The following is a 24,381-nucleotide window of genomic DNA, read 5'->3' on the forward strand; positions in this document are numbered from 1 at the left end:
TTTCCTACTCCAAGGATCCGCACTATCTGACACTTTTTGTCACCTCACACCGGCTGGTTTGGTTCCACAGCTTGACTAGGCTATAAGTCATTAACTGCCTGCGTCCGGAATCCCAATGAATGACATTGCCCTTAGCGGTCTGGCCAAGCAATTGGTACTGGCCGAGCTGATCACTGACCAAAGTGCGCAACAGGCGTATCAACAAGCCCAACGCAATCGAATTTCTCTGGTCAGCTATCTGGTGCAAAACAAACTGCTGAAAAGCTGGCAGGTCGCCGAGGTGGCCTCGGAGCATTTCGGCATGGCCCTGTTGGACCTCAACTGCCTGGACAAGGACACCCAACCCCGAGGACTGGTCAGCGAGAAGCTGATCCGTCAGCACCATGCCCTGCCCCTCTGGCGGCGTGGTAACAAGCTGTTCGTGGGGATTTCCGACCCGACCAATCATCAAGCCATCAACGACATCCAGTTCAGCACCGGGCTGAGCACCGAAGCCATCCTGGTGGAGGAAGACAAGCTCAGCGATGCCATCGAAAAATTCTTCGACAACCACTCCACCGGCCTCGAAGACATGGCCGATGTCGACCTCGACGGGCTGGACATCGAGTCGGTCGATGAGCAGAAACAGGACCCCATTGCAGGGCAAGATACCGATGACGCGCCCGTGGTTCGCTTCGTCCACAAGATGCTACTCGATGCGATCAAGAGCGGCTCTTCCGACCTGCATTTCGAGCCCTATGAAAAAATCTACCGCGTGCGGATGCGCACCGACGGCATGCTGCGGGAGGTCGCCAGGCCGCCGACGCAACTGGCCAACCGCATTGCTTCGAGACTGAAGGTCATGGCCAGTCTCGACATCTCCGAGCGGCGCAAACCCCAGGACGGGCGAATCAAGATGCATCTGTCCAAAAGCAAATCCATCGACTTCCGGGTCAATACCCTGCCGACCCTGTGGGGCGAGAAGGTGGTAATCCGGATCCTCGACCCTTCCAGTGCACAAATGGGCATCGACGCCCTCGGCTACGAACCCGAGCAAAAAGACCTGTACATGGCCGCCCTCAAGCAGCCACAGGGGATGATTCTGGTAACCGGCCCCACCGGCTCGGGCAAGACCGTGTCGCTCTATACCGGGTTGAATATCCTCAACACCGTCGACATCAACATCTCCACTGCCGAAGACCCGGTAGAAATCAACATGGAAGGCATCAACCAGGTCAACGTCAATCCCAGGCAGGGACTGGATTTCGCCCAGGCGCTGCGCTCGTTTCTGCGCCAGGACCCGGACGTGATCATGGTCGGTGAAATCCGCGATCTCGAAACCGCCGAAATCGCCATCAAGGCTGCCCAGACCGGACACATGGTGCTTTCCACCCTGCACACCAACAGCGCCGCGCAAACCCTGACCCGCTTGCACAACATGGGGATTCAGGGATTCAACATCGCGACCTCGGTCAGCCTGATCATCGCCCAGCGCCTGGCGCGCAAACTGTGCAGTCATTGCAAAAAGCCCATCGACATTCCCCGCGAGGCGTTGCTCAAAGAAGGCTTTCCCGAGGAACGCATCGGCTCGTTCACGATCTATGAACCGGTCGGTTGCGATCAATGCAACAGCGGTTACAAAGGGCGAGTAGGGATTTATGAAGTGGTAAAGAACACCCCGGACCTGCAACGGCTGATCATGGCCGAAGGCAATTCACTGGAAATCGACATCCAGATGCGTAAGGACGGCTTCAACGACCTGCGTACTTCGGGCCTGCTCAAGGCCATGCAAGGCATCACCAGCCTTGAAGAAATCAACCGGGTCACCAAGGACTGAACATGGCGGTCAAAGCAGCGAAAATCAGCGTATATGCCTGGGAAGGCACAGACAAAAAAGGCACAAAAATGACCGGCGAATTGACCGGCCAAAATCCCGCGCTGATCAAGGCGCAGTTACGCAAGCAAGGCATCAACCCGGGCAAGGTGCGAAAAAAAACCGCATCCATTTTCAGTGCCGGCAAACGCATCAAGCCCTTGGACATTGCCCTGTTTACCCGGCAGATGGCGACCATGATGAAAGCCGGCGTACCGTTGCTGCAATCGTTCGACATTATCGGCGAGGGCTTCGATAACCCGAACATGCGCAAGCTGGTGGACGAGGTGAAACAGGAAGTCGCGGCCGGTAACAGCTTCGCCGCTGCCCTGCGCAAAAAACCCCAGTATTTCGATGAGCTGTACTGCAACCTTGTTGATGCCGGCGAACAGGCCGGCGCTCTGGATACCCTGCTGGAACGGGTGGCGACCTACAAGGAAAAGAGTGAAAGCCTCAAGGCCAAGATCAAGAAAGCCATGACCTATCCGCTGGCCGTGGTGTTCGTCGCGATCATCGTGACCGGGATTCTGCTGGTCAAGGTGGTGCCGCAATTCGAGTCGGTATTCTCCGGGTTTGGCGCCGAGCTGCCGGCATTCACCGTGATGGTCATCGGCTTGTCGGAGTTCATGCAGGCCTGGTGGTGGATGCTGCTCGGCGTGCTGGCTGGAGCATTCTTCGGCGTACGTCACGCGTTGAAAAAGTCCCCGGGTCTGCGGGACCGGATGGACACCTGGCTGCTGAAACTGCCGTTGGTTGGCGCGCTCATGTACAAGTCCGCCGTGGCCCGTTACGCCCGCACCTTGTCGACGACGTTTGCCGCCGGGGTGCCATTGGTCGAAGCCCTGGATTCAGTGGCGGGCGCGACCGGCAACATCGTGTTCAAGCGAGCGGTGTTACGTATCAAGCAGGACGTTTCCACCGGCATGCAGCTGAATTTTTCCATGCGCACCTCCGGTATCTTTCCGAACATGGCGATTCAGATGACGGCCATTGGCGAAGAGTCCGGCGCTCTGGACGACATGCTCGACAAGGTCGCGAGTTTCTACGAGGCTGAGGTGGACAACATGGTCGATAACCTGACCAGTCTGATGGAGCCGTTCATTATGGTGGTACTGGGGGTTGTCGTCGGCGGCCTGGTCGTTGCGATGTACCTGCCCATCTTCCAACTCGGCTCAGCGATCTGATATGTCCTTGAACGATTTTTTGAGTCTCAACCCACTGGCCTTCACGATCACCGCATTGGTGATCGGCTTGCTGATCGGCAGTTTTCTCAACGTGGTGGTCTGGCGCTTGCCGAAAATGCTTGAGCGTGAATGGCGCCTGCAGGCCCATGACGTACTGGATTTGCCACCCGAAGCCCCCGGCCCGGCTTACAACCTGATACTGCCTCACTCCGAGTGCCCAGACTGTGGCCATCGGATTCGAGCGTGGGAAAACATTCCCGTGCTCAGTTACCTGTTTTTACGTGGGCGATGCTCGAACTGCGCGACGCCGATCAGCAAACGTTACCCGCTGACCGAACTGGCCTGTGGCGCGCTGTCGGCGTTCGTCGCCTGGCATTTCGGTTTCGGTTGGCAGGCCTGCATGGTGCTGGTCCTGAGCTGGGGCCTTTTGGCGATGAGCCTGATCGACGCCGAACACCAGCTGTTGCCGGACGTGCTGGTGCTGCCGTTGATATGGCTGGGGTTGATCGTCAACAGTTTCGGGCTCTTCGTGTCACTGCATGACGCGCTCTGGGGCGCGGTGGCCGGCTACATGGCGCTGTGGACCGTGTTCTGGCTGTTCAAGCTGATCACCGGCAAGGACGGCATCGGCTATGGTGACTTCAAGCTATTGGCGATGCTCGGCGCCTGGGGCGGCTGGCAGATCCTGCCGCTGACCATCCTGCTGTCATCGCTGCTGGGCGCCATCATCGGGGTAATTTTGTTGCGCCTGCGGGACGCAAAAACCTCGACTCCGCTGCCCTTTGGCCCCTATCTGGCCATTGCCGGCTGGATTGCCTTGCTCTGGGGTGGTCAAATAACCGGCTTCTATTGGCAGTTTGTCGGTTTGAAATGAATACCCCTGTGGAAAAACCCTGGATTCTCGGCCTGACCGGCGGCATCGGCAGCGGCAAAAGCGCGGCAGCCCAGCACTTCATCGATCTGGGCGTGCATGTGGTGGACGCCGACCATGCGGCTCGCTGGGTGGTGGAACCCGGTCGCCCGGCACTGGCGAAGATCGCCGAGCACTTTGGCCCCGGCGTGCTGCAAGCAGACGGTCAACTGAATCGCGCGGCGCTGCGCAAGCTGATCTTCGAAGTGGCGGATGAACGCCGCTGGCTCGAAGCACTGCTGCATCCGCTGATCGCCGAAGAAATAGCCCACCATCTGGCCAAGGCACAATCGTCTTACGCGATTCTGGTTTCGCCGCTGCTGATCGAGTCCGGGCAGTACGCCATGACCCAACGGGTCCTGGTGATCGATGCCCCGGAACAGTTACAGATCGAACGCACCCTGCAACGTGACCAGACCAGCGAACAGCAGGTCCAGGCGATCCTCAAGGCCCAGTCCAGCCGACAGGACCGCGTGAACCACGCCGACGATGTGGTGGTCAACGACCGCGACCTCGCCTGGCTGCACAGCGAGGTCGAACGACTGCATCACTTTTACCTTACTTTGCGTGGAGGCCAGTCATGAGCCAAACCCCAACCGTCGAATGCCCAACCTGCGGCGCCCCTGTCGAATGGAGCCCGGAGAGCAAGTTCCGGCCGTTCTGTTCGGACCGGTGCAAACTGATCGACCTGGGCGCCTGGGCGTCGGAAGAGCACAAGATCCCGGTGAGCCCGGATGCCGAAGACGAAATGTTCAGCGAAGACTTCGACCCGCGCCACTGATCCCGACCCTCAGGGCCGCATAAAGCCATAATCCTGGCCCTCGTCGAGGTTCTCGGCGAGAAACCGCAACTCATCGGCCAGGTCTTCTATATTGCGTACCGCCTTGCTCTGCTGCACCACCGCACTGAGCAAGGCGCGCAGGCTCAACCCCGGATCGAAGCCCACCTCTTGCGCCACATCCAGACTCTGACGCATCTCCTGCCTGGCCCACTCATACACACTCATGCCATTGCTCCTGAAGGTTTTCCAGAGCATGGATTCGGCAACGTTTTTTGGATTTGATGTGGATCAAGATTTGGGATCGTCGTCTTTCCAGGGCGCCGAAAGGTAGCGCGTGCGATTGAATGTCTCCAGCCACTCAGGGCAGAACACCACCAATGCGCTGACCACCATGCCGTTGATAAACGCTTCGGGGAAAATGAGCAGCCACAGATAGCCGACAAAATCTTCCAGCCAATACGGCATGGCGAAACGTTCGTCGTACCACAGTAGCGTGAGCGCCAGAATCAAACACAACAGGGCCGACAACGCAGCGGCAAAAAAGCCGGAACAGAAGATGTACACAAAGGGATTACGCGGCTGCGCGCGCTCGACCAGGATGGCGCAGCACTCGGTAATCAGCACCGGCAGCAGAATCAGCAGCGCGCCGTTGACCCCCATGGCCGCCATGTCCTGCCGCCCGAGCAGCACCAATCCCGTTTGCGCGACCAACCCGCCGACAATCGCCAACGGCCAATCCAGCAGCAACGTCACCGCCGTCATGCCGATGAAGTGATAGGACACGCCGGTATCAAAGTCCCGTCGCACCAGCCAGAGCATGAACAGCGCGAATACCGTGCCGAACAGCAGATGCTGGCGGCGGCTATCGCTGAACAATTCAACCCAGGGCGCTCGACAGACAGCCCAGATCACCACCGGCACGTAAATCAGCCAGCCGACTGTGAGGCTTTGCGATGACAGCAGTTCGGCGCCAATCATGGGCGTGCCTTTGCCGGCGCCTGGGCCCACATAAGCGCAAGAGTGTGCAGCAACACCGTTCTATATTTCACGCGTTTCTCCCATCGTGATAGCGCTCAGTCTATACCGGCGTTTCTGACTGGCCGTGTCGTGCGTTTACCCCGAGTAGAGAATCCGAGGTCAAGGTAGAGGTTTATCCGAATTCTTCACTGTTCGGTGACGACAAGGAAATGGAGGTTGAACCATGGACTAGACTCACGCGGTTGGTATGGAGTTGAACGTCAAGAGCAGAGGGCCGTCCACGACTGACGCCAGTTTTGCTCGAAGCAATGCGACTGGCATTTGTGAGGCTTTGGTCATGGCAAAGGACAAGAAGAAAACCCCTGTTAAACGTAACACCGCTGAACCCTTGAAACTGAAGAACAAAGACTATCTTGAGCAGTTACGCCGGCTGCATGTCGAACTGGTCAAGTTGCAGGAATGGGTGAAACAAAAGGGCATCAAGATCTGTATCGTCTTCGAGGGACGCGACGGCGCCGGCAAGGGTGGGACGATCAAGGCACTCACCGAGAGGGTGAGCCCGCGTGTCTTTCGAGTGGTGGCGCTACCTGCACCGACCGATCGCGAGAAGAGCCAGATGTATATGCAGCGCTACCTGGCGCACATGCCAGCGGCTGGCGAAGTGGTGATCTTCGATCGCAGTTGGTACAACCGCGCAGGGGTCGAGCGTGTGATGGGATTTTGTACCGATGAGCAGGTGACCCGTTTCCTGAGCCTGGCCCCCCTCATGGAACGCATGATGGTCGACTCGGGCGTAATGCTGTTCAAGTACTGGCTGGAAGTCAGCGAAGAGGAGCAGACCCGTCGGCTCGAAGCACGGATCAAGGATGGCCGTAAAATCTGGAAACTGACGCCAATGGATCTCAAGTCATACAGCCGCTGGTATGACTACTCGCGCGCACGCGACGACATGTTCAAGGCGACCGACACCGATCATGCTCCGTGGCTTGTGGCCAACTCGAACGACAAAAAACGGGCCCGCCTCAACATCATCTCTGATTTGCTCAGCCGCATTCCGTACAAGAATGTACCGCGCGAGAAGGTGATTTTGCCCAAACGGCAGAAATCAGGCGGCTATCGTGAACCGAATCATCCGCTGCGGCGAATTCCAGAAAAATTCTGACCGGCACGTTCAAGCGGATCTGCGCTGTACACCAAAGGGCCACAGTCCTATGAGCCATTCGGATGCTTCGCCTCCCGTCCCGGAACCGGGCCGGATTGCCCATCGGGATACCGGCGGCGACAAGGCCGGTTGGGATCGCTGGCTGCCGGGACTGCGCACGCTACGCGGGTACAAAATAGCCTGGTTGAGGCACGACCTTGTGGCCGGTTTGGTACTGACCACGATGCTGGTGCCTGTCGGCATCGCCTACGCGGTGGCATCGGGCGTACCTGGCATCTATGGCCTTTACGCGACCATCGTTCCGCTGCTCGCTTATGCGCTGTTCGGCCCCAGCCGGATTCTGGTGCTGGGGCCGGATTCCTCGCTGGCTGCCGTCATTCTCGCCGTCGTGCTGCCACTGTCCGGCGGTGATCCGCATCGTGCCATCGCCCTTGCGAGCATGATGGCGATCGTATCGGGGGTGGTGTGCATCCTGGCCGGCATAGCGCGCCTGGGCTTTGTCACGGAGCTTCTTTCCAAACCGATCCGCTACGGGTACATGAATGGAATCGCGCTGACGGTATTGATCAGCCAACTGCCCAAGTTTTTCGGTTTTTCGATTGAATCCGACGGCCCGCTGAGAAACCTGTGGGCGATTGCTACAGCGGTAATGGAGGGGAAAACCAACTGGACCGCCTTCATGGTCGGCGCAGCTACTCTGGTGGTGATTATGCTGCTCAAGGGCAACAAGCGCGTGCCGGGCATTCTGATCGCCGTGGCAGGGGCGACCGTCGCCGTGGGTGTGCTGGACCTTGCAGCGCGCGCTGGAATATCGGTCCTCGGCTCTCTTCCACAAGGCTTGCCTGCGTTCGCCATCCCCTGGATCACTCGCGCCGATATCGTCCCCGTCCTGATCGGCGGTTGCGCCGTTGCCCTGGTTTCATTCGCCGATACCAGCGTGCTCTCGCGTGTCTATGCGGCGCGGACCCGCACCTATGTGGACCCGAACCAGGAAATGGTGGGCCTCGGCGTCGCCAACCTGGCCGCCGGATTTTTTCAGGGGTTTGCGATCAGCAGTAGTTCGTCACGTACGCCCGTGGCCGAGGCTGCAGGCGCCAAAACCCAGTTGACCGGAATCATCGGCGCGCTTGCCGTTGCCTTACTGCTGGTGGTGGCACCGGACCTGTTGAAGGATTTACCTACCAGCGCACTGGCTGCGGTGGTGATCGCCTCAGCCATCGGCCTGATCGAAGTCACCGACCTGCGACGAATTTATCGAATCCAGCGTTGGGAGTTCTGGCTGTCAATCGTCTGTACCGTCGGCGTGGCCGTGCTGGGCGCGATTGAAGGTATCGGCCTGGCCATCGTGATCGCCGTCATCGAATTTCTGTGGGATGGCTGGCGTCCTTACTCTGCCGTTCTGGGACGCGCGGAAGGCGTCAAAGGTTATCACGACATCAAGCGCTATCCCGACGCGCGCCTTGTACCCGGCCTAGTGCTGTTTCGCTGGGATGCGCCATTGTTTTTCGCCAACGCCGAGCTGTTCCATGACCGAGTGCTCGACGCAGTGGCTGCGTCGCCCACGCCAGTGCGCTGGTTGGTCGTCGCGGCGGAACCCGTCACCAGCGTGGACGTGACCTCTGCCGACATGCTGGTGGAACTGGACGAAACCTTGCACGCGGCGGGCATCAAGTTGTGCGTGGCCGAGATGAAGGACCCGGTCAAGGACAAGCTGAAGCGATTCGGGCTTTTCGCGCGGCTTGGCGAAACGGCGTTCTTTCCGACAATAGGCACTGCAGTCGACAGCTATCTGATGATTCATCCGGTGGATTGGGAGGACCAGGATCGCTGAGTGGCAGCGGAAACACTCAGCGACTGATCTTCATCAATGTTTACAGGCTCTCCTGCGGCCAGCACGTCGCCAGCCCGTCTATGCTGGACTTACCGAACGCAGCCTTTGCCACTCTCTACTGGAGGTAATCAATGGTTCCCACGCCCATGCTCGAAAAGATTTTTTCCCGAGACCTGCTCGACATACTGATTCGTGCCGGAGTGATTGCCGTTCTGGTGATGTTCTGCTTTCAGATATTCAGCCCGTTCCTCGATCTGATGCTATGGTCGGTGATCCTGGCAATCACCCTCTACCCCTTGCAAGTCAGGTTCAAAGGCAAGCTGGGAAACAAAGAAGGGATCACTGCGACGCTGATCGTATTGATCGCCATCAGTATTCTTATCGTGCCTGTTTATTTGTTGGGAGCCTCGCTTGCGGATTCCGTGGAGAGGGTCATGACCATGGTCAAAACCGACAATTTCCATATTCCGCCACCGTCCGATGCGGTAGCCAGCTGGCCACTGGTGGGAGAACCTCTTTATAACTTATGGTCCCAAGCCACCACTGACCTGCCCGATCTGGCACAGAAGTTCATACCGCAGATCAAAGGTGTCAGTCTCTCCCTGCTGAGCAAGCTTGCGGGTGTCGGCATGGGGCTCCTTTTATTCATCGTCGCCCTGATTATTGCCGGTATTTTCTTAGCGTATGGCGAAAGCGGCCACCGCAGCGCGGTGCGAATCGTTTCGCGCTTCAGCGGTCCGATCAACGGACCGAAAATCGCCGATCTGTGCACCGCCACCATCCGGGCAGTGGCGTTGGGGGTGGTTGGTATCGCCTTCATCCAGATGCTGTTGGTGGGCATCGGCTTTGTGTTCATGGGCGTCCCCGGTGCCGGCCTTCTCGCCTTGGCGGTGCTGCTTCTTGGCATCATGCAATTACCGGCGACCCTGATTACCCTTCCGGTCATTGTCTTTGTTTTCATGAGCGAAGGTGCCAGTACGGCGACTATTGTGTTTGCCGTCTATCTCTTCATCGCGGGATTGGTCGATAACGTCCTCAAACCGTTGCTGCTGGGTCGTGGCGTCGATGTACCGATGCCGGTGGTGCTGATCGGAGCCTTGGGCGGCATGGTCACGGGCGGTATCCTCGGCCTGTTTATCGGCCCAGTGATACTCGCGGTCGGCTATCAGCTGTTCTGGGAATGGGTGGATCAAGTGCAAGAACCCGGGCCAGACAACCAGGGACAGACCTGACGGCAGAGGATATTCCCATGCTGTTGAATCTATTGACCGGCCTTCCCGTGATGCTGTTCTGCCTGATACTGCAAGCCATTTTCGTGACGATATGCCTGCGCCAATACGTGCATTTCAGGCATGCCCAACCCGCTGAATCGCAATGGCTGAATATCCTGTTGTTATCGATGGTCATGCTGCTGATGTTGCTGAGTAATTTCGTGCAGATTGCCATCTGGGCCACGCTGTTCACGCTGCTTGATGAGTTCGACGAATTCGCCATCGCGCTGTATCACTCGGCGGTCAACTTCGCCACGCTGGGCTACGGCGACATCGTCATGTCCTCTCGCTGGCGTCTGCTTGGCCCATTGGAGGCAGCCAACGGAATCCTGATGTTTGGTGTCTCCACCTCAGTGATGACCGCTGCGGTGATGGATGTCATAAAACACAACATGGAAAGGCTACAGCAGCGTGAACGCCCATAGGCATACGCCGATCATGGCAGAGCCTTCTCCAGTGCCTCACGCAATTGTGCCGCCGAGGCGTATTCGTGCTGCCCCACCAATTGACCGTCCTTGAGCTGCAGCCACAGCACTTTATCCACGGCCCCGGGGTAGCGCGGCGCCACGCGACCATCACGGTCAAGCATCACTCGATAGGAATAATCGCGCATGGCCGGTACTGCGAACATCTTCGCGATCAGTCGAGGCATGCGCTGGATGTCTGCGACAAATACCGTGTGCCGAGCCTCCAGGTAGCCCTTGGGCTGGTCCTGCAGAGCGGCGCCGATTAGCTTGGCGGCGTCCATGCTGCGCGCCACCAGCAGCGTCTGAGTCTGGTTATCGAGCGTGAAGGCCTGATCGAACTGATCAAGTAAGGTCCACGGCGCCAGGCGCTCGCCAACCTCCAGTGCCTGGGCCCAAAGAGGCAGAAGACTGAGCAATAACACCGGCCAATATTTCACGTTCTACTCCTTGTTTGAGCGCATATGCGTAATGCCCGTCAGTCTACACCGTCCGTTCCGAGTGCCCAGCGCCCCGTTTACCGCTTCACGCTTTCTGCTTGTCGCAAATGAACGCTAAGCTTGGGCCTATGGATGACTCAGATTATTTACGCCTGCTGACCATTGCGGCCGAGCAAGCCAACACGTTCCTGTCCAATGCCCGCAAATGGGAGCGTGAGCGTTGGGTTTGCCAGCGCCTGCTGCAAGGCCTGAACATTCCCTATCGCGCCGATGAATTTGCCCCCGCCGGAGAGCCGCCGGACGTGTTGTTCCGCGATGCGAATTTCGAGGTATTTTTCGTGCTCGACGAAGGCCGGCGCCTCAACGACGAATGGCGCGATGAGCTGCAACGTCGGCGCAGCGCGTTTTCCCTGAGCCAACTGGTGCGCCGCGAGGCCAAGCCCCGGCGGATCCCGGCCAATGAATTTCTACTGAGGCTGGCGCCGACCTTGCGCAAAAAAGCCCACAACTACAAAGAGCGCGGCATGGACCTGGGGGAGCTGGACATCATCGCCTTCGCCAGCCTCAAGCGCGAAGTGCTGGACCTCAACAGCCACTTTCCGCCGCCCACCGAATACTTGCGTCAGGGCTGGCGCTCGTTGTCGCTGGTCGGCCCGACCTTCGCCCGAGTGCTATTCGCCCACCCGGATGCCCCGGATTTTCTGCGGAGCAACCTGGGTCGCAGCATCGTCTTCGACGTCGGAATCAGCCTGTGAGTCCGTTGCAGGAGTTGATCGCCGAGTGTTACAAAGTGGAATTATTCGCCTGCACGATACGGTAAATGTCGAGCCATTCCAGCCAGCGACTATGCTCCGCTCAACGCAGGATCCCCCCGCTGTAGCTTCTAAACATTCAGCAACGTCTACCTGACGAGGCCCAATATGACCAGCCGCCTGAACCCGGACGACCAAAAGCATGTCGAAGAGTACCTGCGCCTGTCCCAGCACCAAGTCGAGCGCCGGCCTTTCCGGCCGTGGATGCTCCTGGTGCTGGTGTTGGCAGTGACCATTGGTCTAGGCCTGTTGAGCCGACTTATCAGTTACCTGACGCTATGAGCTGCATCGCGCTCGCTCGGGTAATTGCACCGATTTCTTTTAGCCTTGCGAGATATCCCCATGACTCATCGTATTGTCATCGTTGGCGGCGGCGCCGGCGGTCTGGAGTTGGCTACCCGTCTGGGTAAGACTCTGGGCAAGCGCGGCACGGCCAGTGTGATGCTGGTCGACGCGAACCTGACCCATATCTGGAAACCGCTGTTGCATGAAGTGGCGGCAGGTTCCCTGAACTCTTCCGAGGACGAACTCAACTATGTTGCCCAGGCAAAATGGAACCACTTCGAGTTCCAGCTGGGGCGCATGAGCGGGCTCGATCGTGCGCAGAAGAAAATCCAGTTGGCCGCCACCTATGACGAGGCGGGCCTGGAACTGGTGCCGGCGCGCGAAGTGCCTTACGACTCGTTGGTGATTGCCGTCGGCAGTACCACCAACGATTTCGGCACGCAGGGCGCGGCGCAGCATTGCCTGTTCCTCGACACCCGCAAACAGGCCGAGCGCTTCCATCAGCAACTGCTCAATCACTATCTGCGCGCCCACGCCGGGCAAACTGACGCGGTGCAGCAGATCAGTGTGGCCATCGTCGGCGCCGGTGCCACCGGGGTCGAACTGGCAGCGGAACTGCACAACGCCGCCCATGAACTCGCGGCCTACGGCCTGGATCGGATCAAACCGGAAAACATGCATATCACCCTGATCGAGGCCGGTCCACGGGTGCTCCCTGCTCTGCCGGAGCGGATCGGCGGGCCTGTGCATAAAACCCTGGAGAAACTCGGGGTCAACGTGATGACCAACGCTGCAGTCAGCGAAGTGACGGCAGATAGCTTGATTACCGCCGATGGCAAAGTGATCAACGCCAGCCTGAAAGTCTGGGCCGCCGGGATTCGTGCGCCGGGTTTCCTCAAGGACATCGATGGCCTGGAAACCAACCGCATCAATCAGCTGCAAGTGCTGCCGACCCTGCAAACCACCCGCGACGAGAACATCTTCGCCTTCGGTGACTGCGCGGCCTGCCCACAACCGGGCACCGACCGTAATGTGCCGCCGCGCGCGCAGGCTGCGCACCAGCAGGCATCGTTGCTGGCCAAATCGCTGAAACTGCGGATCGAAGGCAAATCCCTGCCGGAGTACAAGTACACCGACTATGGTTCGCTGATTTCGCTGTCGCGTTTTTCGGCTGTGGGTAACTTGATGGGCAACCTCACCGGTAGCGTAATGCTTGAGGGCTGGCTGGCACGGATGTTTTACGTGTCGCTGTACCGCATGCACCAGATGGCGCTGTATGGCGCGTTCCGCACGGCGATGTTGATGCTGGGTAGCAAGATTGGGCGCGGGACTGAGCCGCGGCTGAAGCTGCATTAAGATCTTCGGCGTCAACTAGGGCCTCATCGCGGGCAAGCCACGCTCCCACAGGTTATGTGTCGTACCCAGATTCCATGGTCGACACATAACCTGTGGGAGCGTGGCTTGCCCGCGATGCAGGCGCCTCGGTCCAACCTGCGGACACTTGTGTGTCTCTCTGTATCTCCCCACCGATTCCATCCCTTCGCTTACAAAGCCCCCCCTTGCACGACACAGTAGCGATACACCACGCCCGCTAAATGGCCACACCCGAGCAAGGCACTGCCTGCTTCGGTCATCGCCGCACTCCCGTGGCGTCCTTTATCGAGCGGTTGTGTCGTGCAACCCAGGAGATTTGTAATGTCCCGTACCACTACTCTCAGCAAAAACACCGCCGGCCTGCTCGGCGCTGTCCTGGCCGGAGGCATGATGTTGTCCGGTTCTGTATTCGCTTCGCAACCGCTGACTCAAGGCTACCTGTTGGCCTCGGTCGAACAGGTCGTGAAGACGCCTGAAGGTAAATGTGGCGAAGGCAAGTGCGGCGATGCCTCTATGGCCAAAACCGATACCGATGATGACGGGAAGGTATCCCGCGCGGAATTCCTGAATGTGGCACCCAAGGCTGACTTCGACAAGATCGACACCAACCATGACGGCCAAATCGACGAACAAGAGGCTTTCGATAACGTGAAAGCCAACTACGAAGCCAATGGCAAAAAAATGCCGAAGGGCTTGTTCGAGCACCTGAAAGACAATAGCTAAGCCTCTGAAGGCCCAAGCCCTGCTTCTCCATCGAGAAGCGGGGCTTTTTTTGCATTTACCGCAGACAAAAAAAATCCCCGTATCTTTCGATACGAGGATTTTTAATATGGTCGGGGTAAGGGGATTCGAACTCCTGACATCCTGCTCCCAAAGCAGGCGCGCTACCGGACTGCGCTATACCCCGGTAAAAAAAGGCACCTTTGAAAGGCGCCTTCTTCGATCAGCGCTTTTGGCCTCTGATCTTAAGATTCGATTCCAGCGCTAACTGGTTTCAAAAATGGTGGGTCGTGTGGGATTCGAACCTACGACCAATTGGTTAAAAGCCAACTGCTCTACCAACTGAGCTAACGACCCAAAAATGGTCGGGGTAAGGGGATTCGAACTCCTGACATCCTGCTCCCAAAGCAGGCGCGCTACCGGACTGCGCTATACCCCGGCTTGAAATTGGCTCCGTGACCAGGACTCGAACCTGGGACCCAATGATTAACAGTCATTTGCTCTACCGACTGAGCTATCACGGAACTACATATTTCAATTTACAACTCTGAAGCTTGCTTCACCTCTTCGACTCGTTCGCATCGCTGCGTTCGTGTGTCTGAGGCGCGCTATTCTACAATCTTAAGCACCTCTGTCAACCCCCTAAATTGCTTTCAAGTTAATGATTTGCAACTTATTTCAGATTCCTGCTTGGGGAGCAGAAACCCTTCAGGGCGACTTACTGCGGGGCGCACTTTACAAGCCTTTTCCTTTGAGTTCAACAGCCTGGCGAAAAAAAGGCCTCGCAATGCGAGGCCTTCTTTTACTGCACTGCCGCCGAGCGTCAGACGAAAACGATTTCGTCGTTTTCCACAACACCCTTGGCGGTATCGCCGGGCATGAAACGACCTGACAGAATCAGCTGTGCCAACGGGTTCTCGATCCAGCGCTGGATCGCCCGTTTGAGCGGTCGTGCGCCGTACACCGGGTCGTAACCGACAGCGATCAGTTTATCCATCGCTTCCGGACTCAGCTCAAGCTTCAGCTCGCGCTCGGTCAGGCGACTACGCAGGCGACCCAACTGGATCTCGGTAATGCCGGCGATCTGATCCCGAGCCAGCGGTTCGAAAATCACCACTTCGTCGACTCGGTTGATGAACTCCGGCCGGAAGTGCGTGGAAATCGCATCCATCACCGCCGCGCGCTGCGCCTCGCGATCCCCTACCAGTTCCTGAATCTGCACCGATCCGAGGTTGGAGGTCATGACGATCACGGTATTTTTGAAATCCACCGTGCGGCCATGGCTGTCGGTCAAACGGCCATCTTCAAGCACTTGCAGCAAAATGTTGAACACGTCCGGGTGGGCCTTCTCGACCTCGTCCAGGAGGATCACCGAATAAGGCTTGCGACGCACCGCCTCGGTCAGGTAACCGCCCTCTTCATACCCCACATAGCCCGGTGGCGCGCCGATCAGTCGAGCCACGGAATGTTTCTCCATGAACTCGGACATGTCGATCCGCACCATCGCCTCTTCGGTATCGAACAGGAACTCGGCCAGCGCCTTGCACAGCTCGGTTTTGCCGACACCGGTCGGGCCGAGGAACATGAACGAGCCGCTCGGGCGATTCGGGTCGGACAACCCGGCGCGGGAACGCCGCACCGCGTTAGAGACCGCGATCACCGCTTCGTCCTGACCGATCACACGTTGGTGCAACAGGCTTTCCATCTTCATCAGTTTTTCGCGCTCGCCCTCGAGCATTTTCGACACAGGAATGCCGGTCCACTTCGACACGACTTCGGCGATCTCTTCTTCAGTCACCTTGCTGCGCAGCAACTGGTTTTCGCTTTTGCCGTGCTGGTCGACCATCTGCAGGCTGCGCTCCAGGTCCGGGATCACCCCGTATTGCAACTCGGCCATGCGATTCAAGTCGCCTTTACGGCGTGCGGCTTCCAGTTCCTGACGGGACTGTTCGATCTTCTGCTGGATCTGCGCCGAACCCTGGACTTCGGCTTTTTCCGAGTTCCAGATTTCTTCGAGGTCCGAGTACTCACGCTCGTGACGAACGATTTCTTCCTGCAGTTTTTCCAGACGTTTTATCGCCGCTTCGTCGCTTTCTTTCTTCAGCGCCTGGGACTCCACCTTCAACTGAATCAGACGACGCTCCAGACGATCCAGCACTTCCGGCTTGGAGTCGATTTCCATGCGGATGCGGCTGGCGGCTTCGTCGATCAGGTCGATGGCTTTGTCCGGCAACTGACGGTCGGTGATGTAGCGATGACTGAGCTTGGCCGCGGCGATGATTGCTCCGTCGGTGATCGCCACCTTGTGGTGAACCTCGTAACGCTCTTTCAGGCCACGCAGGATGGCGATGGTGTCTTCTTCACTCGGCTCATCCACCAGGACTTTCTGGAAGCGCCGCTCAAGGGCCGCGTCCTTCTCTATATATTGGCGGTACTCGTTGAGCGTGGTCGCGCCGACGCAGTGCAATTCACCACGAGCCAGCGCAGGCTTGAGCATGTTGCCGGCATCCATCGAGCCTTCGCCCTTGCCGGCGCCGACCATGGTGTGCAGTTCGTCGATGAACAGAATGATCTGCCCTTCCTGCTTTGACAGTTCATTGAGCAGGGATTTGAGGCGTTCTTCGAACTCGCCGCGGTATTTGGCACCGGCAATCAGCGCCCCCATGTCCAGAGACAACAGACGCTTGCCTCTCAGGCCATCCGGCACTTCGCCGTTGATGATGCGCTGGGCCAGGCCTTCGGCGATGGCGGTTTTACCCACGCCAGGCTCACCGATCAGCACCGGGTTGTTCTTGGTGCGGCGTTGCAGGACCTGAATGGTGCGACGAATTTCGTCGTCACGGCCGATTACCGGATCGAGCTTGCCCTCTTCGGCGCGTTTGGTGAGGTCGATGGTGTACTTGTCGAGCGCCTGACGCGATTCTTCGTGGTTGGCATCATTGACTGCCTCACCACCGCGCAGGTTATTGATCGCGTTTTCCAGGGCTTTCTTGCTCACACCCTGGCCCAGCAACAATTTGCCCAGCTTGCTGCTCTCGTCCATGGCGGCGAGCAGCACCAGTTCGCTGGAGATGAACTGGTCGCCCTTCTGCTGGGCCAGGCGGTCAGTCTGGTTGAGCAGGCGCGCCAGATCCTGCGACATGTTCACATCGCCGGTCGGGTTCTGGATTTTCGGCAGCTGATCGAGGGCTTTGGACAGCTCTTTACGCAAGCTGTTGACATCGAAACCCACCTGCATCAGGAGGGGTTTGATCGAACCACCCTGCTGTTCAAGCATAGCCTGCATCAAATGCGCCGGTTCGATGGCCGGATGGTCGAGGCCGACGGCCAGGGATTGGGCGTCGGACAAGGCTAACTGCAACTTGCTGGTTAAACGGTCTATACGCATGGGGTCACCTTCCTTTTGAGCAGGCCGGACCTATAAACATCCTGAATGAAGAAGCCTGCCAGATACCGTTATAGATGCGGTCGATTCTGGGAGTTTCAAGCGTCGCTCAGTTGATGCAGATCAGAGAAGTTTAGCGTTCGAGCCAAATGAGGGAAGCAAACCGACCGGTACGTGGACTGCGGCGGTAAGAAAAGAAGCGAGGGTCGGTCACGGTGCAGAAACCGCCGCCATAAACAGCGGTAACGCCGCGAGCGGCCAGACGCAAACGCGCCAGCTCATAGATGTCGGCCATGAACTTGCCGGCATTCTGGCTCGGCACAAAGGCTTTGGCGGCCTCAGGCAATTGCTGGACGAAGGTTTCGCGCACTTCCGGGCCGACTTCAAAGGCTTGAGGGCCAATGGCCGGACCGAGCCAGACCAGCACTTCTTCTGGCGGCACAGCCAGCGTGTCTAGAGTCGCTTCCAGCACACCCGCCGCCAACCCGCGCCAACCGGCATGGGCCGCCGCTACGCGAGTGCCGGCACGGTCGCAAAACAATGCCGGCAGGCAATCCGCGGTCATCGCCGTGCAGGCGATACCGGGCGTTGCCGTCCAGCTGGCATCGGCAGTGGCCGTAAGGCTTGGGTCTGCGTGGGCCACGACAATGCCGTGAACCTGCTTTAACCAGGCCGGTTGAATAGAGAAATGATCGGTGAGGCGACGGCGGTTTTCGGCGACAGCTTCGGGGCTGTCGTCGACATGATCGCCCAGATTGAGGCTGTCGAACGGCGCCAGACTGACGCCGCCCGCACGGGTGGTGACGCAGGCTTTCACCCCGGCAGGCGCAGGCCAGTCGGGAATCAGCCAGTCATTCATCCGATGAACGCCTCACGATCTTGCTTGAGCAGCGACAGCAACCAGACGAAGTCGTCCGGCAGTGGCGATTCCCAGCTCATGCGTTTACCAGTGGTCGGATGATCCAGCTCCAGGAAACGCGCATGCAGCGCCTGACGCGGGAAATTCTTCAGGGATTCGACCATGGTCACACTGGCGGCCGGCGGAATACGGAAGCGACCGCCATAGGCAGGGTCTCCGACCAACGGGTAGTTGATGTGCGCCATGTGCACGCGAATCTGATGCGTACGACCGGTTTCCAGCTTCACCCGCACGTGAGTGTGGGAGCGGAAACGCTCGAGCACGCGGTAATGGCTGACGGCTTGCTTGCCACCTTCCATCACAGCCATGCGCTGACGTTGCTGGCCATGGCGACCGATCGGCGCGTTGATCTTGCCGCCGGCAGTCACCACACCGATCACGATGCACTCGTAGATCCGGCTTACGCTGCGGCTCTGCAATTGCGTGACAAGCTGTGTCTGCGCCTGAATGGTCTTGGCCACCACCATCAGACCGGTGGTGTCCTTGTCCAGGCGATGCACGATACCGGCGCGGGGCACATTGATGATGTCCGGCACGTGGTGCAGCAAGGCGTTGAGCAAGGTGCCATCAGCGTGACCGGCGGCAGGATGCACCACCAGGCCCGCAGGCTTGTTGATCACCAGGATGTCGTCGTCTTCATAGACGATGTCCAGCTCGATGTCTTGAGCGATCCATTCGCCCTGAGCTTCCTGCTCGGCAGTCAGCTCAAGAATGGCGCCACCGTGAACGATGTCTCGCGGGCGGATAACCGCCCCATCCACAGTCAGGCGGCCGTCTTTGATCCAGGCGGAAAGGCGCGAGCGCGAGTGCTCAGCGAATAATTGTGCGGCGACTTGATCGAGGCGTTGGCCGCCCAATTCGGACGGCACCTCTGCGCGAAGTTCAATTTTATCGGACATGCTCAGACTAGGCGTCGGCACAGCCTTTGGTTTCGGCTGCGCGCTTGTGGTTAAATACGGCGTCTTTTGCCCCGAGGCTTTTAATCGGGGCGCTCATCATAACAGGACGGCCCCGCCCAAGACAGCGGCCGTCATAGGGACGCAAGCCGCCATGCAAGTGAAACACCTGCTGCTGATCGCCATCCTCGCATTGACCGCTGCTTGCTCATCGAAGGAAGTCGTAGACGAAAACCTGAGCGAAGTCGAGCTGTACCAGCAGGCGCAGGCCGACTTGGACAATAATAGCTACACCAGTGCCACAGCCAAGCTGAAGGCCCTGGAGTCGCGTTATCCGTTCGGTCGCTACGCCGATCAGGCTCAACTCGAGCTCATCTACGCCAACTACAAGAACACCGAGCCTGAGGCTGCCAAGTCCGCCGCCGAACGTTTCATTCGTCTGCACCCGCAGCACCCTAACGTCGATTACGCCTACTACCTCAAGGGTCTGACCTCTTTCGACCAGGACGTCGGCCTGCTGGCGCGCTTCCTGCCGCTGGACATGACCAAGCGTGACCCGGGCGCCGCTCGCGACTCCTACAACGAGTTCGCTCAGCTGACCAGCCGCTTCCCGAACAGCCGTTACTCGCCGGATGCCAAGCAGCGCATGATCTACCTGCGCAACCTGCTGGCTTCCTACGAGATTCACGTTGCCGACTATTACCTGACCCGTCAGGCTTATGTCGCCGCCGCGAATCGTGGTCGTTACGTGGTGGAAAACTTCCAGGAAACCCCGTCGGTCGGTGATGGCCTGGCGGTGATGACGGAAGCCTACCAGCGTCTGCACCTGGACGAACTGGCCGCAACCAGTCTCGAAACCCTGAAGCTCAACTACCCGAACCACCCAAGCCTGGTGGACGGTCAGTTCGTGCCATCGGTGGCCGAAGCCGACAACCGTTCGTGGCTGAGCAAGGCCACCCTGGGCCTGATCGAATCCCGTCCGCCGCTGCCGCCGGGTGAAACCCGCGCCAACCAGGACGTGCAAAAGCAGTTCCAGGATGCCAAGGACGCGATTCCGAACGAACTCAAGCCTAAAGATGAAAATGGCGATGTGATCGAAGAAGAGGAACACGATTCCGAAGCCAACAACGCCGACCGTTCGTGGTTCAGCCACATGACCTTTGGCGTGTTCGACTGACGCCTCGGGTTGTCCATAAAAAGGGAGACTTTCGAGTCTCCTTTTTTTATGGGTGGTGTCCCGTCCTGAATAAGGTTTACACCTTCTGATCTATTTTCAGGAGGGAGTAATGGAATCAGCAAAAAGGCGTAGTCAGCGAGACTACACGCTGACTTTTAAATTGTCGGTCGTCGACCAGGTCGAAAAAGGCGAGCTGAGTTATAAAGAGGCTCAGGAGCGCTACGGGATTCAAGGCAAAACGACCGTTCTGACGTGGTTACGCAAGCATGGTCGGCAAGATTGGAGCCCAGGCACATACATTGGCTCGCCGAGGATGGGGTCTATGCCCGACAAAAACCGACCATTGACGCCAGAGCAACGCATCAAAGAACTTGAAGAGCAATTGGCTCTGTCCAATCAGAAAGCGCAGTTTTTCGAAGCTGTCGTGGATGTCTTGAAGAATGACTACGGCCTCTCTGTCATAAAAAAGCGTCCCGGCAAGTCCTCGCGCAAAAGCGAGTCCAAAACCTGAGTATCAGCAGGGCTTGCCAGTTCATGGGGATAAGCCGACAGGCTTACTACAAACGCAATCGCGCCGATGCCGCTCGTCTCGTTCTGGATCAGAAAGTTGCCGATTACGTTCAGCAAAAGCGTCAGCGGCAGCCACGTCTGGGCACCCGAAAGCTGCATTACTTGCTGCATTGCCAGCCTCAACTTGAGCTGCAAGTGGGTCGAGATCGGCTGTTTTCGATTCTGCGCGAAAGGCGTTTATTGGTGACCCGCAGGCGGGCTTACCACAAGACGACCGACAGCCATCATCGCTTTCGACGCCATCCGAACCTGCTCAAGCCCGGTCCTGATCAGGTTGTTGCAAGCGGCCCGGAACAAGTCTGGGTGGCTGACATCACCTATTTGCCAACTCAGGAAGGTGTGGCCTATCTGAGCCTTGTGACGGATGCTTTTTCGCGAAAGATCGTGGGCTATCACGTCCATGAAAGCCTGCACGCCGAGTCGGTAGCGCATGCGTTGCGCCGGGCGGTGAAACACCGTCGAACGCAGCAGTCGCTGGTCCACCACTCGGATAGAGGCAGCCAGTATTGCTCGGGAATGTACCAGGAACTGCACGCGAAACACGGCATCCGGTGTTCTATGACGGACGGCTATGACTGCTACCAAAACGCATTGGCAGAGCGGGTCAACGGGATATTAAAGACAGAGCTTATGCTCCAGCGACCGCAGGATTTGACGCAGGCGAAGAAGATGGTGAGTGAGTCGGTATCGATCTATAACCGCGAGCGACCGCACCTGTCTTTGAAATACAAAACGCCCGATGCGGTGCATCGGGCGTTGAAGTGAAACAGGTGTAAACCTATTTCAGGACTAGACATGGTGTTTTTCATCGACCGCGAAAAATGCTTCTGCTAAGACCCTTCTGAAAGGCTTTTCCTGCAACAGCATGGGAAGAGTCTTTTTATGTAAAAGAACATCTTGCCTTTACTTTTAGCCCTCCGAAACTTCTCTCTTTTCTATATGTAATCCCTTACAACACTCTCAGACTCATACCTGCGACTTCTGCTGTAACGTTAAAGGGTGCGAAATAATCGCTCACTAAAATACTGCCCTGAATACAACGCACATTCAAAAGGATATGAATATGCAAAAGCCTCCACCATGGGAATTGGATCAACACATACGTATTACAGCAACGGCGCCTCCGGGCGTAACCTCCATACGCGCAACTTCATCTCATCATGAGAACGGCCTTTTCGCATACGGGCCGGTAGTCGAGAGTGTTCTGAACGTCTTAAAGACCACCATCAAAACTTCAGAACAGGAGTATCAAGTTAGATCCAGTCAATTACCGCAAACCATCGAGCAAGAACTGGCCGCCACCAGACTCGAAGGATCCACTCACCCGCTTCCCCCTTCGGAAGCAATCATTCGCGAACTGGGTGTGCGCAACACGCTTCTGGCACGCAAGACAGCGGAATTTCACCACCAAACGGCACTCGCCAATCGTTTTTATGGCGTTGACCCCATTGGTCGGCGTTGGCCGGCGTTCTACCCCAAAGCCGTGACCCTGGAAAATCCGGTCCGCCCGAATGGTATCGCGATGCAGGCCTGGCTCGCGTCGTACAAAGCGGCATACGAGGCCAGGCTGCTGTCACAAACCATCCAGATGCTCAACCAGCAGCAAGTTAACGTACTGAACTGGCTGGCTGCAGTGCAAGCCCAGGAACAGGTCCAGAGAGAAGCGCAATATCTGGCTGCTGAAGCGGCACGCAAAGCGCAAGAGGCGCAGAAAGAAGCACAGCGCCTGGCTGCTGAAACCGCACGCAAAGCCAAAGAAGCTAAAGAAGCTAAAACACAAGAGGAGGCGGCTGAGAAAAGGCGTGCAGAAACGGACGCCCAGCTCAAAGAACTATATGCCTTGATAGCTTCCATGGACGCAGCCAGCGCCAATCGGCCATTTTCCGTTTCGGGATCAGCTGTGGCAGTTGGCCCGGTGTTCTCCTTGGCAACAGGTCGTCTCGCCACTAATCCAGCCACCACCCAGGCAATCAGGGCGTCTCTGCAGACTGCAATAGCCGCAGTGATTGCCGCAGGCACCGCGTCAGCAAGCGCGGTGATGGTCGGGTTCGCGGCGTTGCTGTTTCCCTCGCCATTAGGTAACAGCGAAATGAGCATCCCGCCGCTTTCGGATCTGGTGCCGGATGATCTTCATAACTGGAGCCTCTCACTCTCGAAATACGAGCCTGACGATCTTCATGCCTTGAGCGTCCCGCTCTCGGATCTTCTGCCCGATGGCCTCCCTGAATTGCACGCTATTGCCGAGGCTAATGGAGACATCGAATTGCCGGTCGCGATGGGCTCAAGGACTGTGGGCAATACCACGGAGTTCTTTGTTGCGGCCACTCACGGAACGACAGTGCCCTCCAAAGTGCCGGTGCGACTCGCCACTCTCGACCCGGCACTGAACGTTTATAGGTCCTACAACCCGGATGTTCCGTCCATCGGCATGACCTGGACGCCGATAGTCCAGCCGAACAACGCATCAACCTCCCTCCCGGCGAGCGAGATGAACGTAGCCGTTTACGACGGCACTACCGTGACGGCTCTTGAAGGAAGGATCGATAGGTTCCCCGAGCTGGATCTCTACAGTTTTGGTGGCTTTATCACGGTGTTTCCGGCTGATTCGGGGATGCCACCTGTTTTCACGATGTTCAGGGATCGGCGTAATGAGCCGGGTGTGGCCAGTGGTTATGGGGAGGTGGTTTCAGGTGTCTGGCTGGGAGTTGCCTCACAAGGAGAAGGTGCAGCCATCCCGAAGCAGATTGCAGATAAGCTCAGAGGGAAGGAGTTTTCGAATTTCAGATTGTTTCGGGAAAACCTATGGAGAGCTATCACAGATGATATTGACTTGGCCAAACAGTTCAGACCTAACAATATAGAGGCAATGAAGAAAGGGCATGCACCGTCTTCACGCGAAGAAGACCATCTTGGCAGCAACATAAAATTTGAACTACACCATATAGAACCTGTTTCCGAAGGTGGTGCCATATATGACATCGACAACATCAGAGTTATCACCCCTAGAAGACATTCGGAAATACACAAAAAGGGCCGACTACAATGAACCAAACTAACATATCAGCCTATACAGAAGCAGAGTTTCTTGAACTAACAACAAAAATCTGCAGAGCAGACTACCCAACTGAAAAAGAGCATATAGATGCAATACTTCTATTTAAAAAATTGACAGAACATCCAGACGGATCCGACTTGATTTACTACACAGACTCTGACGAAGACGCAACACCTGAGGCCATCATCAAAAAAGTGAAAGACTGGCGAGCCGCCAACGGAAAACCCGGTTTCAAACCCGAGTAACCAAGAAAGGTTGATAAAGCGTCAAGTCACACCGAAAGCCTCGTGTAAGGCAGCTGCCTTTGCAGCTGCC

General features: G+C 57.5%; 22 protein-coding genes, 4 tRNA genes and 1 pseudogene. 17 read left to right on the forward strand and 10 right to left on the reverse strand.

Translation table 11 applies throughout. The features are described from left to right. Positions 1 to 115: 115 nt before the first annotated feature. From pilB to yacG, 5 genes are read left to right on the forward strand one after another with little or no spacing between them, the layout of a single operon-like run. Complete coding sequence (gene pilB / locus ACZ3HH_RS18615) at positions 116 to 1,816, forward strand: type IV-A pilus assembly ATPase PilB (RefSeq protein WP_465806614.1); 1,701 nt, start codon at positions 116 to 118, stop codon at positions 1,814 to 1,816. A 2-nt stretch (positions 1,817 to 1,818) separates the two neighbouring features. Continuing rightward, positions 1,819 to 3,036: a type II secretion system F family protein gene (locus ACZ3HH_RS18620; protein ID WP_465806616.1), complete on the forward strand. Its 1,218-nt coding sequence runs from the start codon at positions 1,819 to 1,821 to the stop codon at positions 3,034 to 3,036. Position 3,037: 1 nt separating this feature from the next. Then, complete coding sequence (locus ACZ3HH_RS18625) at positions 3,038 to 3,910, forward strand: prepilin peptidase (RefSeq protein WP_465806618.1); 873 nt, start codon at positions 3,038 to 3,040, stop codon at positions 3,908 to 3,910. Beyond that, the gene (gene coaE, locus ACZ3HH_RS18630) at positions 3,907 to 4,530 is read left to right on the forward strand and encodes a dephospho-CoA kinase (RefSeq protein ID WP_465806620.1); all 624 of its coding nucleotides are present in this window, start codon (positions 3,907 to 3,909) and stop codon (positions 4,528 to 4,530) included. The genes ACZ3HH_RS18625 and coaE overlap by 4 nt, the downstream gene beginning before the upstream one ends. Further along, on the forward strand, positions 4,527 to 4,727 hold the full coding sequence (gene yacG / locus ACZ3HH_RS18635; protein ID WP_465806622.1) for a DNA gyrase inhibitor YacG: 201 nt from the start codon (positions 4,527 to 4,529) through the stop codon (positions 4,725 to 4,727). Before coaE ends, yacG begins: the two co-directional genes overlap by 4 nt. Positions 4,728 to 4,736: 9 nt before the next feature. Here yacG and ACZ3HH_RS18640 read toward each other — a convergent pair whose 3' ends face one another. After that, positions 4,737 to 4,952 (reverse strand): hypothetical protein, encoded by a 216-nt coding sequence (locus ACZ3HH_RS18640; protein ID WP_465806624.1) that lies wholly within the window; start codon positions 4,950 to 4,952, stop codon positions 4,737 to 4,739. Positions 4,953 to 5,015: 63 nt separating this feature from the next. After that, positions 5,016 to 5,705, reverse strand: coding sequence for an energy-coupling factor ABC transporter permease (locus ACZ3HH_RS18645; protein WP_460144576.1), 690 nt, complete (start codon positions 5,703 to 5,705; stop codon positions 5,016 to 5,018). A gap of 337 nt (positions 5,706 to 6,042) precedes the next feature. Between ACZ3HH_RS18645 and ppk2 the strand changes: the two genes are divergently transcribed. The 4 genes from ppk2 to ACZ3HH_RS18665 all read left to right on the forward strand — a co-directional run bounded on the left by ppk2 (position 6,043) and on the right by ACZ3HH_RS18665 (position 10,394). Beyond that, the gene (ppk2, locus tag ACZ3HH_RS18650; protein ID WP_465806959.1) at positions 6,043 to 6,867 is read left to right on the forward strand and encodes a polyphosphate kinase 2; all 825 of its coding nucleotides are present in this window, start codon (positions 6,043 to 6,045) and stop codon (positions 6,865 to 6,867) included. A 49-nt stretch (positions 6,868 to 6,916) separates the two neighbouring features. Continuing rightward, complete coding sequence (locus ACZ3HH_RS18655; protein WP_465806960.1) at positions 6,917 to 8,698, forward strand: SulP family inorganic anion transporter; 1,782 nt, start codon at positions 6,917 to 6,919, stop codon at positions 8,696 to 8,698. Positions 8,699 to 8,829: 131 nt separating this feature from the next. After that, a complete protein-coding gene (locus tag ACZ3HH_RS18660; protein WP_465806627.1) occupies positions 8,830 to 9,930 on the forward strand; it encodes an AI-2E family transporter in 1,101 nt (366 codons plus the stop codon). 17 nt (positions 9,931 to 9,947) lie between these two features. Continuing rightward, entirely contained in the window at positions 9,948 to 10,394 is a 447-nt protein-coding gene (locus tag ACZ3HH_RS18665; protein ID WP_465806629.1) for an ion channel, read from the forward strand. Positions 10,395 to 10,405: 11 nt separating this feature from the next. Here ACZ3HH_RS18665 and ACZ3HH_RS18670 read toward each other — a convergent pair whose 3' ends face one another. Next, positions 10,406 to 10,873, reverse strand: coding sequence for an FAD/FMN-containing dehydrogenase (locus tag ACZ3HH_RS18670; protein ID WP_465806631.1), 468 nt, complete (start codon positions 10,871 to 10,873; stop codon positions 10,406 to 10,408). A gap of 128 nt (positions 10,874 to 11,001) precedes the next feature. On the opposite strand from ACZ3HH_RS18670, the gene ACZ3HH_RS18675 reads away from it, so the two are divergent. From ACZ3HH_RS18675 to ACZ3HH_RS18690, 4 genes are all read left to right on the forward strand, one after another. Beyond that, positions 11,002 to 11,628: a DUF1780 domain-containing protein gene (locus tag ACZ3HH_RS18675; protein WP_123357369.1), complete on the forward strand. Its 627-nt coding sequence runs from the start codon at positions 11,002 to 11,004 to the stop codon at positions 11,626 to 11,628. A gap of 165 nt (positions 11,629 to 11,793) precedes the next feature. After that, positions 11,794 to 11,967 (forward strand): DUF3094 domain-containing protein, encoded by a 174-nt coding sequence (locus ACZ3HH_RS18680; RefSeq protein ID WP_050681443.1) that lies wholly within the window; start codon positions 11,794 to 11,796, stop codon positions 11,965 to 11,967. A gap of 60 nt (positions 11,968 to 12,027) precedes the next feature. Next, positions 12,028 to 13,326, forward strand: a complete 1,299-nt coding sequence (locus ACZ3HH_RS18685) for an NAD(P)/FAD-dependent oxidoreductase (protein WP_465806634.1) — start codon at positions 12,028 to 12,030, stop codon at positions 13,324 to 13,326. Between the two features lie 339 nt (positions 13,327 to 13,665). Beyond that, complete coding sequence (locus ACZ3HH_RS18690; RefSeq protein WP_465806636.1) at positions 13,666 to 14,067, forward strand: HvfA family oxazolone/thioamide-modified RiPP metallophore; 402 nt, start codon at positions 13,666 to 13,668, stop codon at positions 14,065 to 14,067. Positions 14,068 to 14,174: 107 nt separating this feature from the next. Here the strand turns inward: ACZ3HH_RS18690 and ACZ3HH_RS18695 are convergent. From ACZ3HH_RS18695 to rluD, 7 genes are all read right to left on the reverse strand, one after another. Continuing rightward, positions 14,175 to 14,251 (reverse strand) — tRNA-Pro (locus ACZ3HH_RS18695). A 94-nt stretch (positions 14,252 to 14,345) separates the two neighbouring features. Next, positions 14,346 to 14,421: transfer RNA gene (locus ACZ3HH_RS18700), tRNA-Lys, on the reverse strand. A gap of 5 nt (positions 14,422 to 14,426) precedes the next feature. Next, a tRNA-Pro gene (locus tag ACZ3HH_RS18705) sits at positions 14,427 to 14,503 on the reverse strand. A 9-nt stretch (positions 14,504 to 14,512) separates the two neighbouring features. Next, positions 14,513 to 14,588, reverse strand: a tRNA-Asn gene (locus tag ACZ3HH_RS18710). 299 nt (positions 14,589 to 14,887) lie between these two features. Next, entirely contained in the window at positions 14,888 to 17,452 is a 2,565-nt protein-coding gene (gene clpB, locus ACZ3HH_RS18715) for an ATP-dependent chaperone ClpB (protein ID WP_465806638.1), read from the reverse strand. Between the two features lie 130 nt (positions 17,453 to 17,582). After that, entirely contained in the window at positions 17,583 to 18,308 is a 726-nt protein-coding gene (gene pgeF, locus ACZ3HH_RS18720) for a peptidoglycan editing factor PgeF (protein WP_465806640.1), read from the reverse strand. Next, a complete protein-coding gene (gene rluD, locus ACZ3HH_RS18725; protein ID WP_007901932.1) occupies positions 18,305 to 19,267 on the reverse strand; it encodes a 23S rRNA pseudouridine(1911/1915/1917) synthase RluD in 963 nt (320 codons plus the stop codon). Before rluD ends, pgeF begins: the two co-directional genes overlap by 4 nt. Positions 19,268 to 19,418: 151 nt before the next feature. On the opposite strand from rluD, the gene ACZ3HH_RS18730 reads away from it, so the two are divergent. From ACZ3HH_RS18730 to ACZ3HH_RS18745, 4 genes and pseudogenes are all read left to right on the forward strand, one after another. After that, positions 19,419 to 20,441 (forward strand): outer membrane protein assembly factor BamD, encoded by a 1,023-nt coding sequence (locus tag ACZ3HH_RS18730; RefSeq protein ID WP_367372996.1) that lies wholly within the window; start codon positions 19,419 to 19,421, stop codon positions 20,439 to 20,441. A gap of 109 nt (positions 20,442 to 20,550) precedes the next feature. After that, a pseudogene (locus tag ACZ3HH_RS18735) lies at positions 20,551 to 21,804 on the forward strand (IS3 family transposase). 270 nt (positions 21,805 to 22,074) lie between these two features. Then, entirely contained in the window at positions 22,075 to 24,057 is a 1,983-nt protein-coding gene (locus ACZ3HH_RS18740) for an S-type pyocin domain-containing protein (RefSeq protein ID WP_465806643.1), read from the forward strand. Then, positions 24,054 to 24,311 (forward strand): bacteriocin immunity protein, encoded by a 258-nt coding sequence (locus tag ACZ3HH_RS18745; protein ID WP_465806645.1) that lies wholly within the window; start codon positions 24,054 to 24,056, stop codon positions 24,309 to 24,311. The genes ACZ3HH_RS18740 and ACZ3HH_RS18745 overlap by 4 nt, the downstream gene beginning before the upstream one ends. The last annotated feature ends 70 nt before the right edge of the window (positions 24,312 to 24,381 follow it).

The organism is Pseudomonas sp. PME37.24/025 (genome assembly GCF_055556615.1).

Excerpts from the sequence above, each read along its gene's own strand:
- coaE (WP_465806620.1), top strand. The coding sequence starts at position 3,907 with ATGAATACCCCTGTGGAAAAACCCTGGATTCTCGGCCTGACCGGCGGC.
- ACZ3HH_RS18645 (WP_460144576.1), bottom strand. The coding sequence starts at position 5,705 with ATGATTGGCGCCGAACTGCTGTCATCGCAAAGCCTCACAGTCGGCTGG.
- ppk2 (WP_465806959.1), top strand. The coding sequence starts at position 6,043 with ATGGCAAAGGACAAGAAGAAAACCCCTGTTAAACGTAACACCGCTGAA.
- ACZ3HH_RS18660 (WP_465806627.1), top strand. The coding sequence starts at position 8,830 with ATGGTTCCCACGCCCATGCTCGAAAAGATTTTTTCCCGAGACCTGCTC.
- pgeF (WP_465806640.1), bottom strand. The coding sequence starts at position 18,308 with ATGAATGACTGGCTGATTCCCGACTGGCCTGCGCCTGCCGGGGTGAAA.
- ACZ3HH_RS18730 (WP_367372996.1), top strand. The coding sequence starts at position 19,419 with ATGCAAGTGAAACACCTGCTGCTGATCGCCATCCTCGCATTGACCGCT.
- ACZ3HH_RS18685 (WP_465806634.1), top strand. The coding sequence starts at position 12,028 with ATGACTCATCGTATTGTCATCGTTGGCGGCGGCGCCGGCGGTCTGGAG.
- pilB (WP_465806614.1), top strand. The coding sequence starts at position 116 with ATGAATGACATTGCCCTTAGCGGTCTGGCCAAGCAATTGGTACTGGCC.
- ACZ3HH_RS18680 (WP_050681443.1), top strand. The coding sequence starts at position 11,794 with ATGACCAGCCGCCTGAACCCGGACGACCAAAAGCATGTCGAAGAGTAC.
- ACZ3HH_RS18655 (WP_465806960.1), top strand. The coding sequence starts at position 6,917 with ATGAGCCATTCGGATGCTTCGCCTCCCGTCCCGGAACCGGGCCGGATT.
- ACZ3HH_RS18745 (WP_465806645.1), top strand. The coding sequence starts at position 24,054 with ATGAACCAAACTAACATATCAGCCTATACAGAAGCAGAGTTTCTTGAA.
- ACZ3HH_RS18620 (WP_465806616.1), top strand. The coding sequence starts at position 1,819 with ATGGCGGTCAAAGCAGCGAAAATCAGCGTATATGCCTGGGAAGGCACA.
- ACZ3HH_RS18740 (WP_465806643.1), top strand. The coding sequence starts at position 22,075 with ATGCAAAAGCCTCCACCATGGGAATTGGATCAACACATACGTATTACA.
- clpB (WP_465806638.1), bottom strand. The coding sequence starts at position 17,452 with ATGCGTATAGACCGTTTAACCAGCAAGTTGCAGTTAGCCTTGTCCGAC.
- ACZ3HH_RS18625 (WP_465806618.1), top strand. The coding sequence starts at position 3,038 with ATGTCCTTGAACGATTTTTTGAGTCTCAACCCACTGGCCTTCACGATC.
- yacG (WP_465806622.1), top strand. The coding sequence starts at position 4,527 with ATGAGCCAAACCCCAACCGTCGAATGCCCAACCTGCGGCGCCCCTGTC.
- rluD (WP_007901932.1), bottom strand. The coding sequence starts at position 19,267 with ATGTCCGATAAAATTGAACTTCGCGCAGAGGTGCCGTCCGAATTGGGC.
- ACZ3HH_RS18675 (WP_123357369.1), top strand. The coding sequence starts at position 11,002 with ATGGATGACTCAGATTATTTACGCCTGCTGACCATTGCGGCCGAGCAA.
- ACZ3HH_RS18665 (WP_465806629.1), top strand. The coding sequence starts at position 9,948 with ATGCTGTTGAATCTATTGACCGGCCTTCCCGTGATGCTGTTCTGCCTG.
- ACZ3HH_RS18690 (WP_465806636.1), top strand. The coding sequence starts at position 13,666 with ATGTCCCGTACCACTACTCTCAGCAAAAACACCGCCGGCCTGCTCGGC.
- ACZ3HH_RS18640 (WP_465806624.1), bottom strand. The coding sequence starts at position 4,952 with ATGAGTGTGTATGAGTGGGCCAGGCAGGAGATGCGTCAGAGTCTGGAT.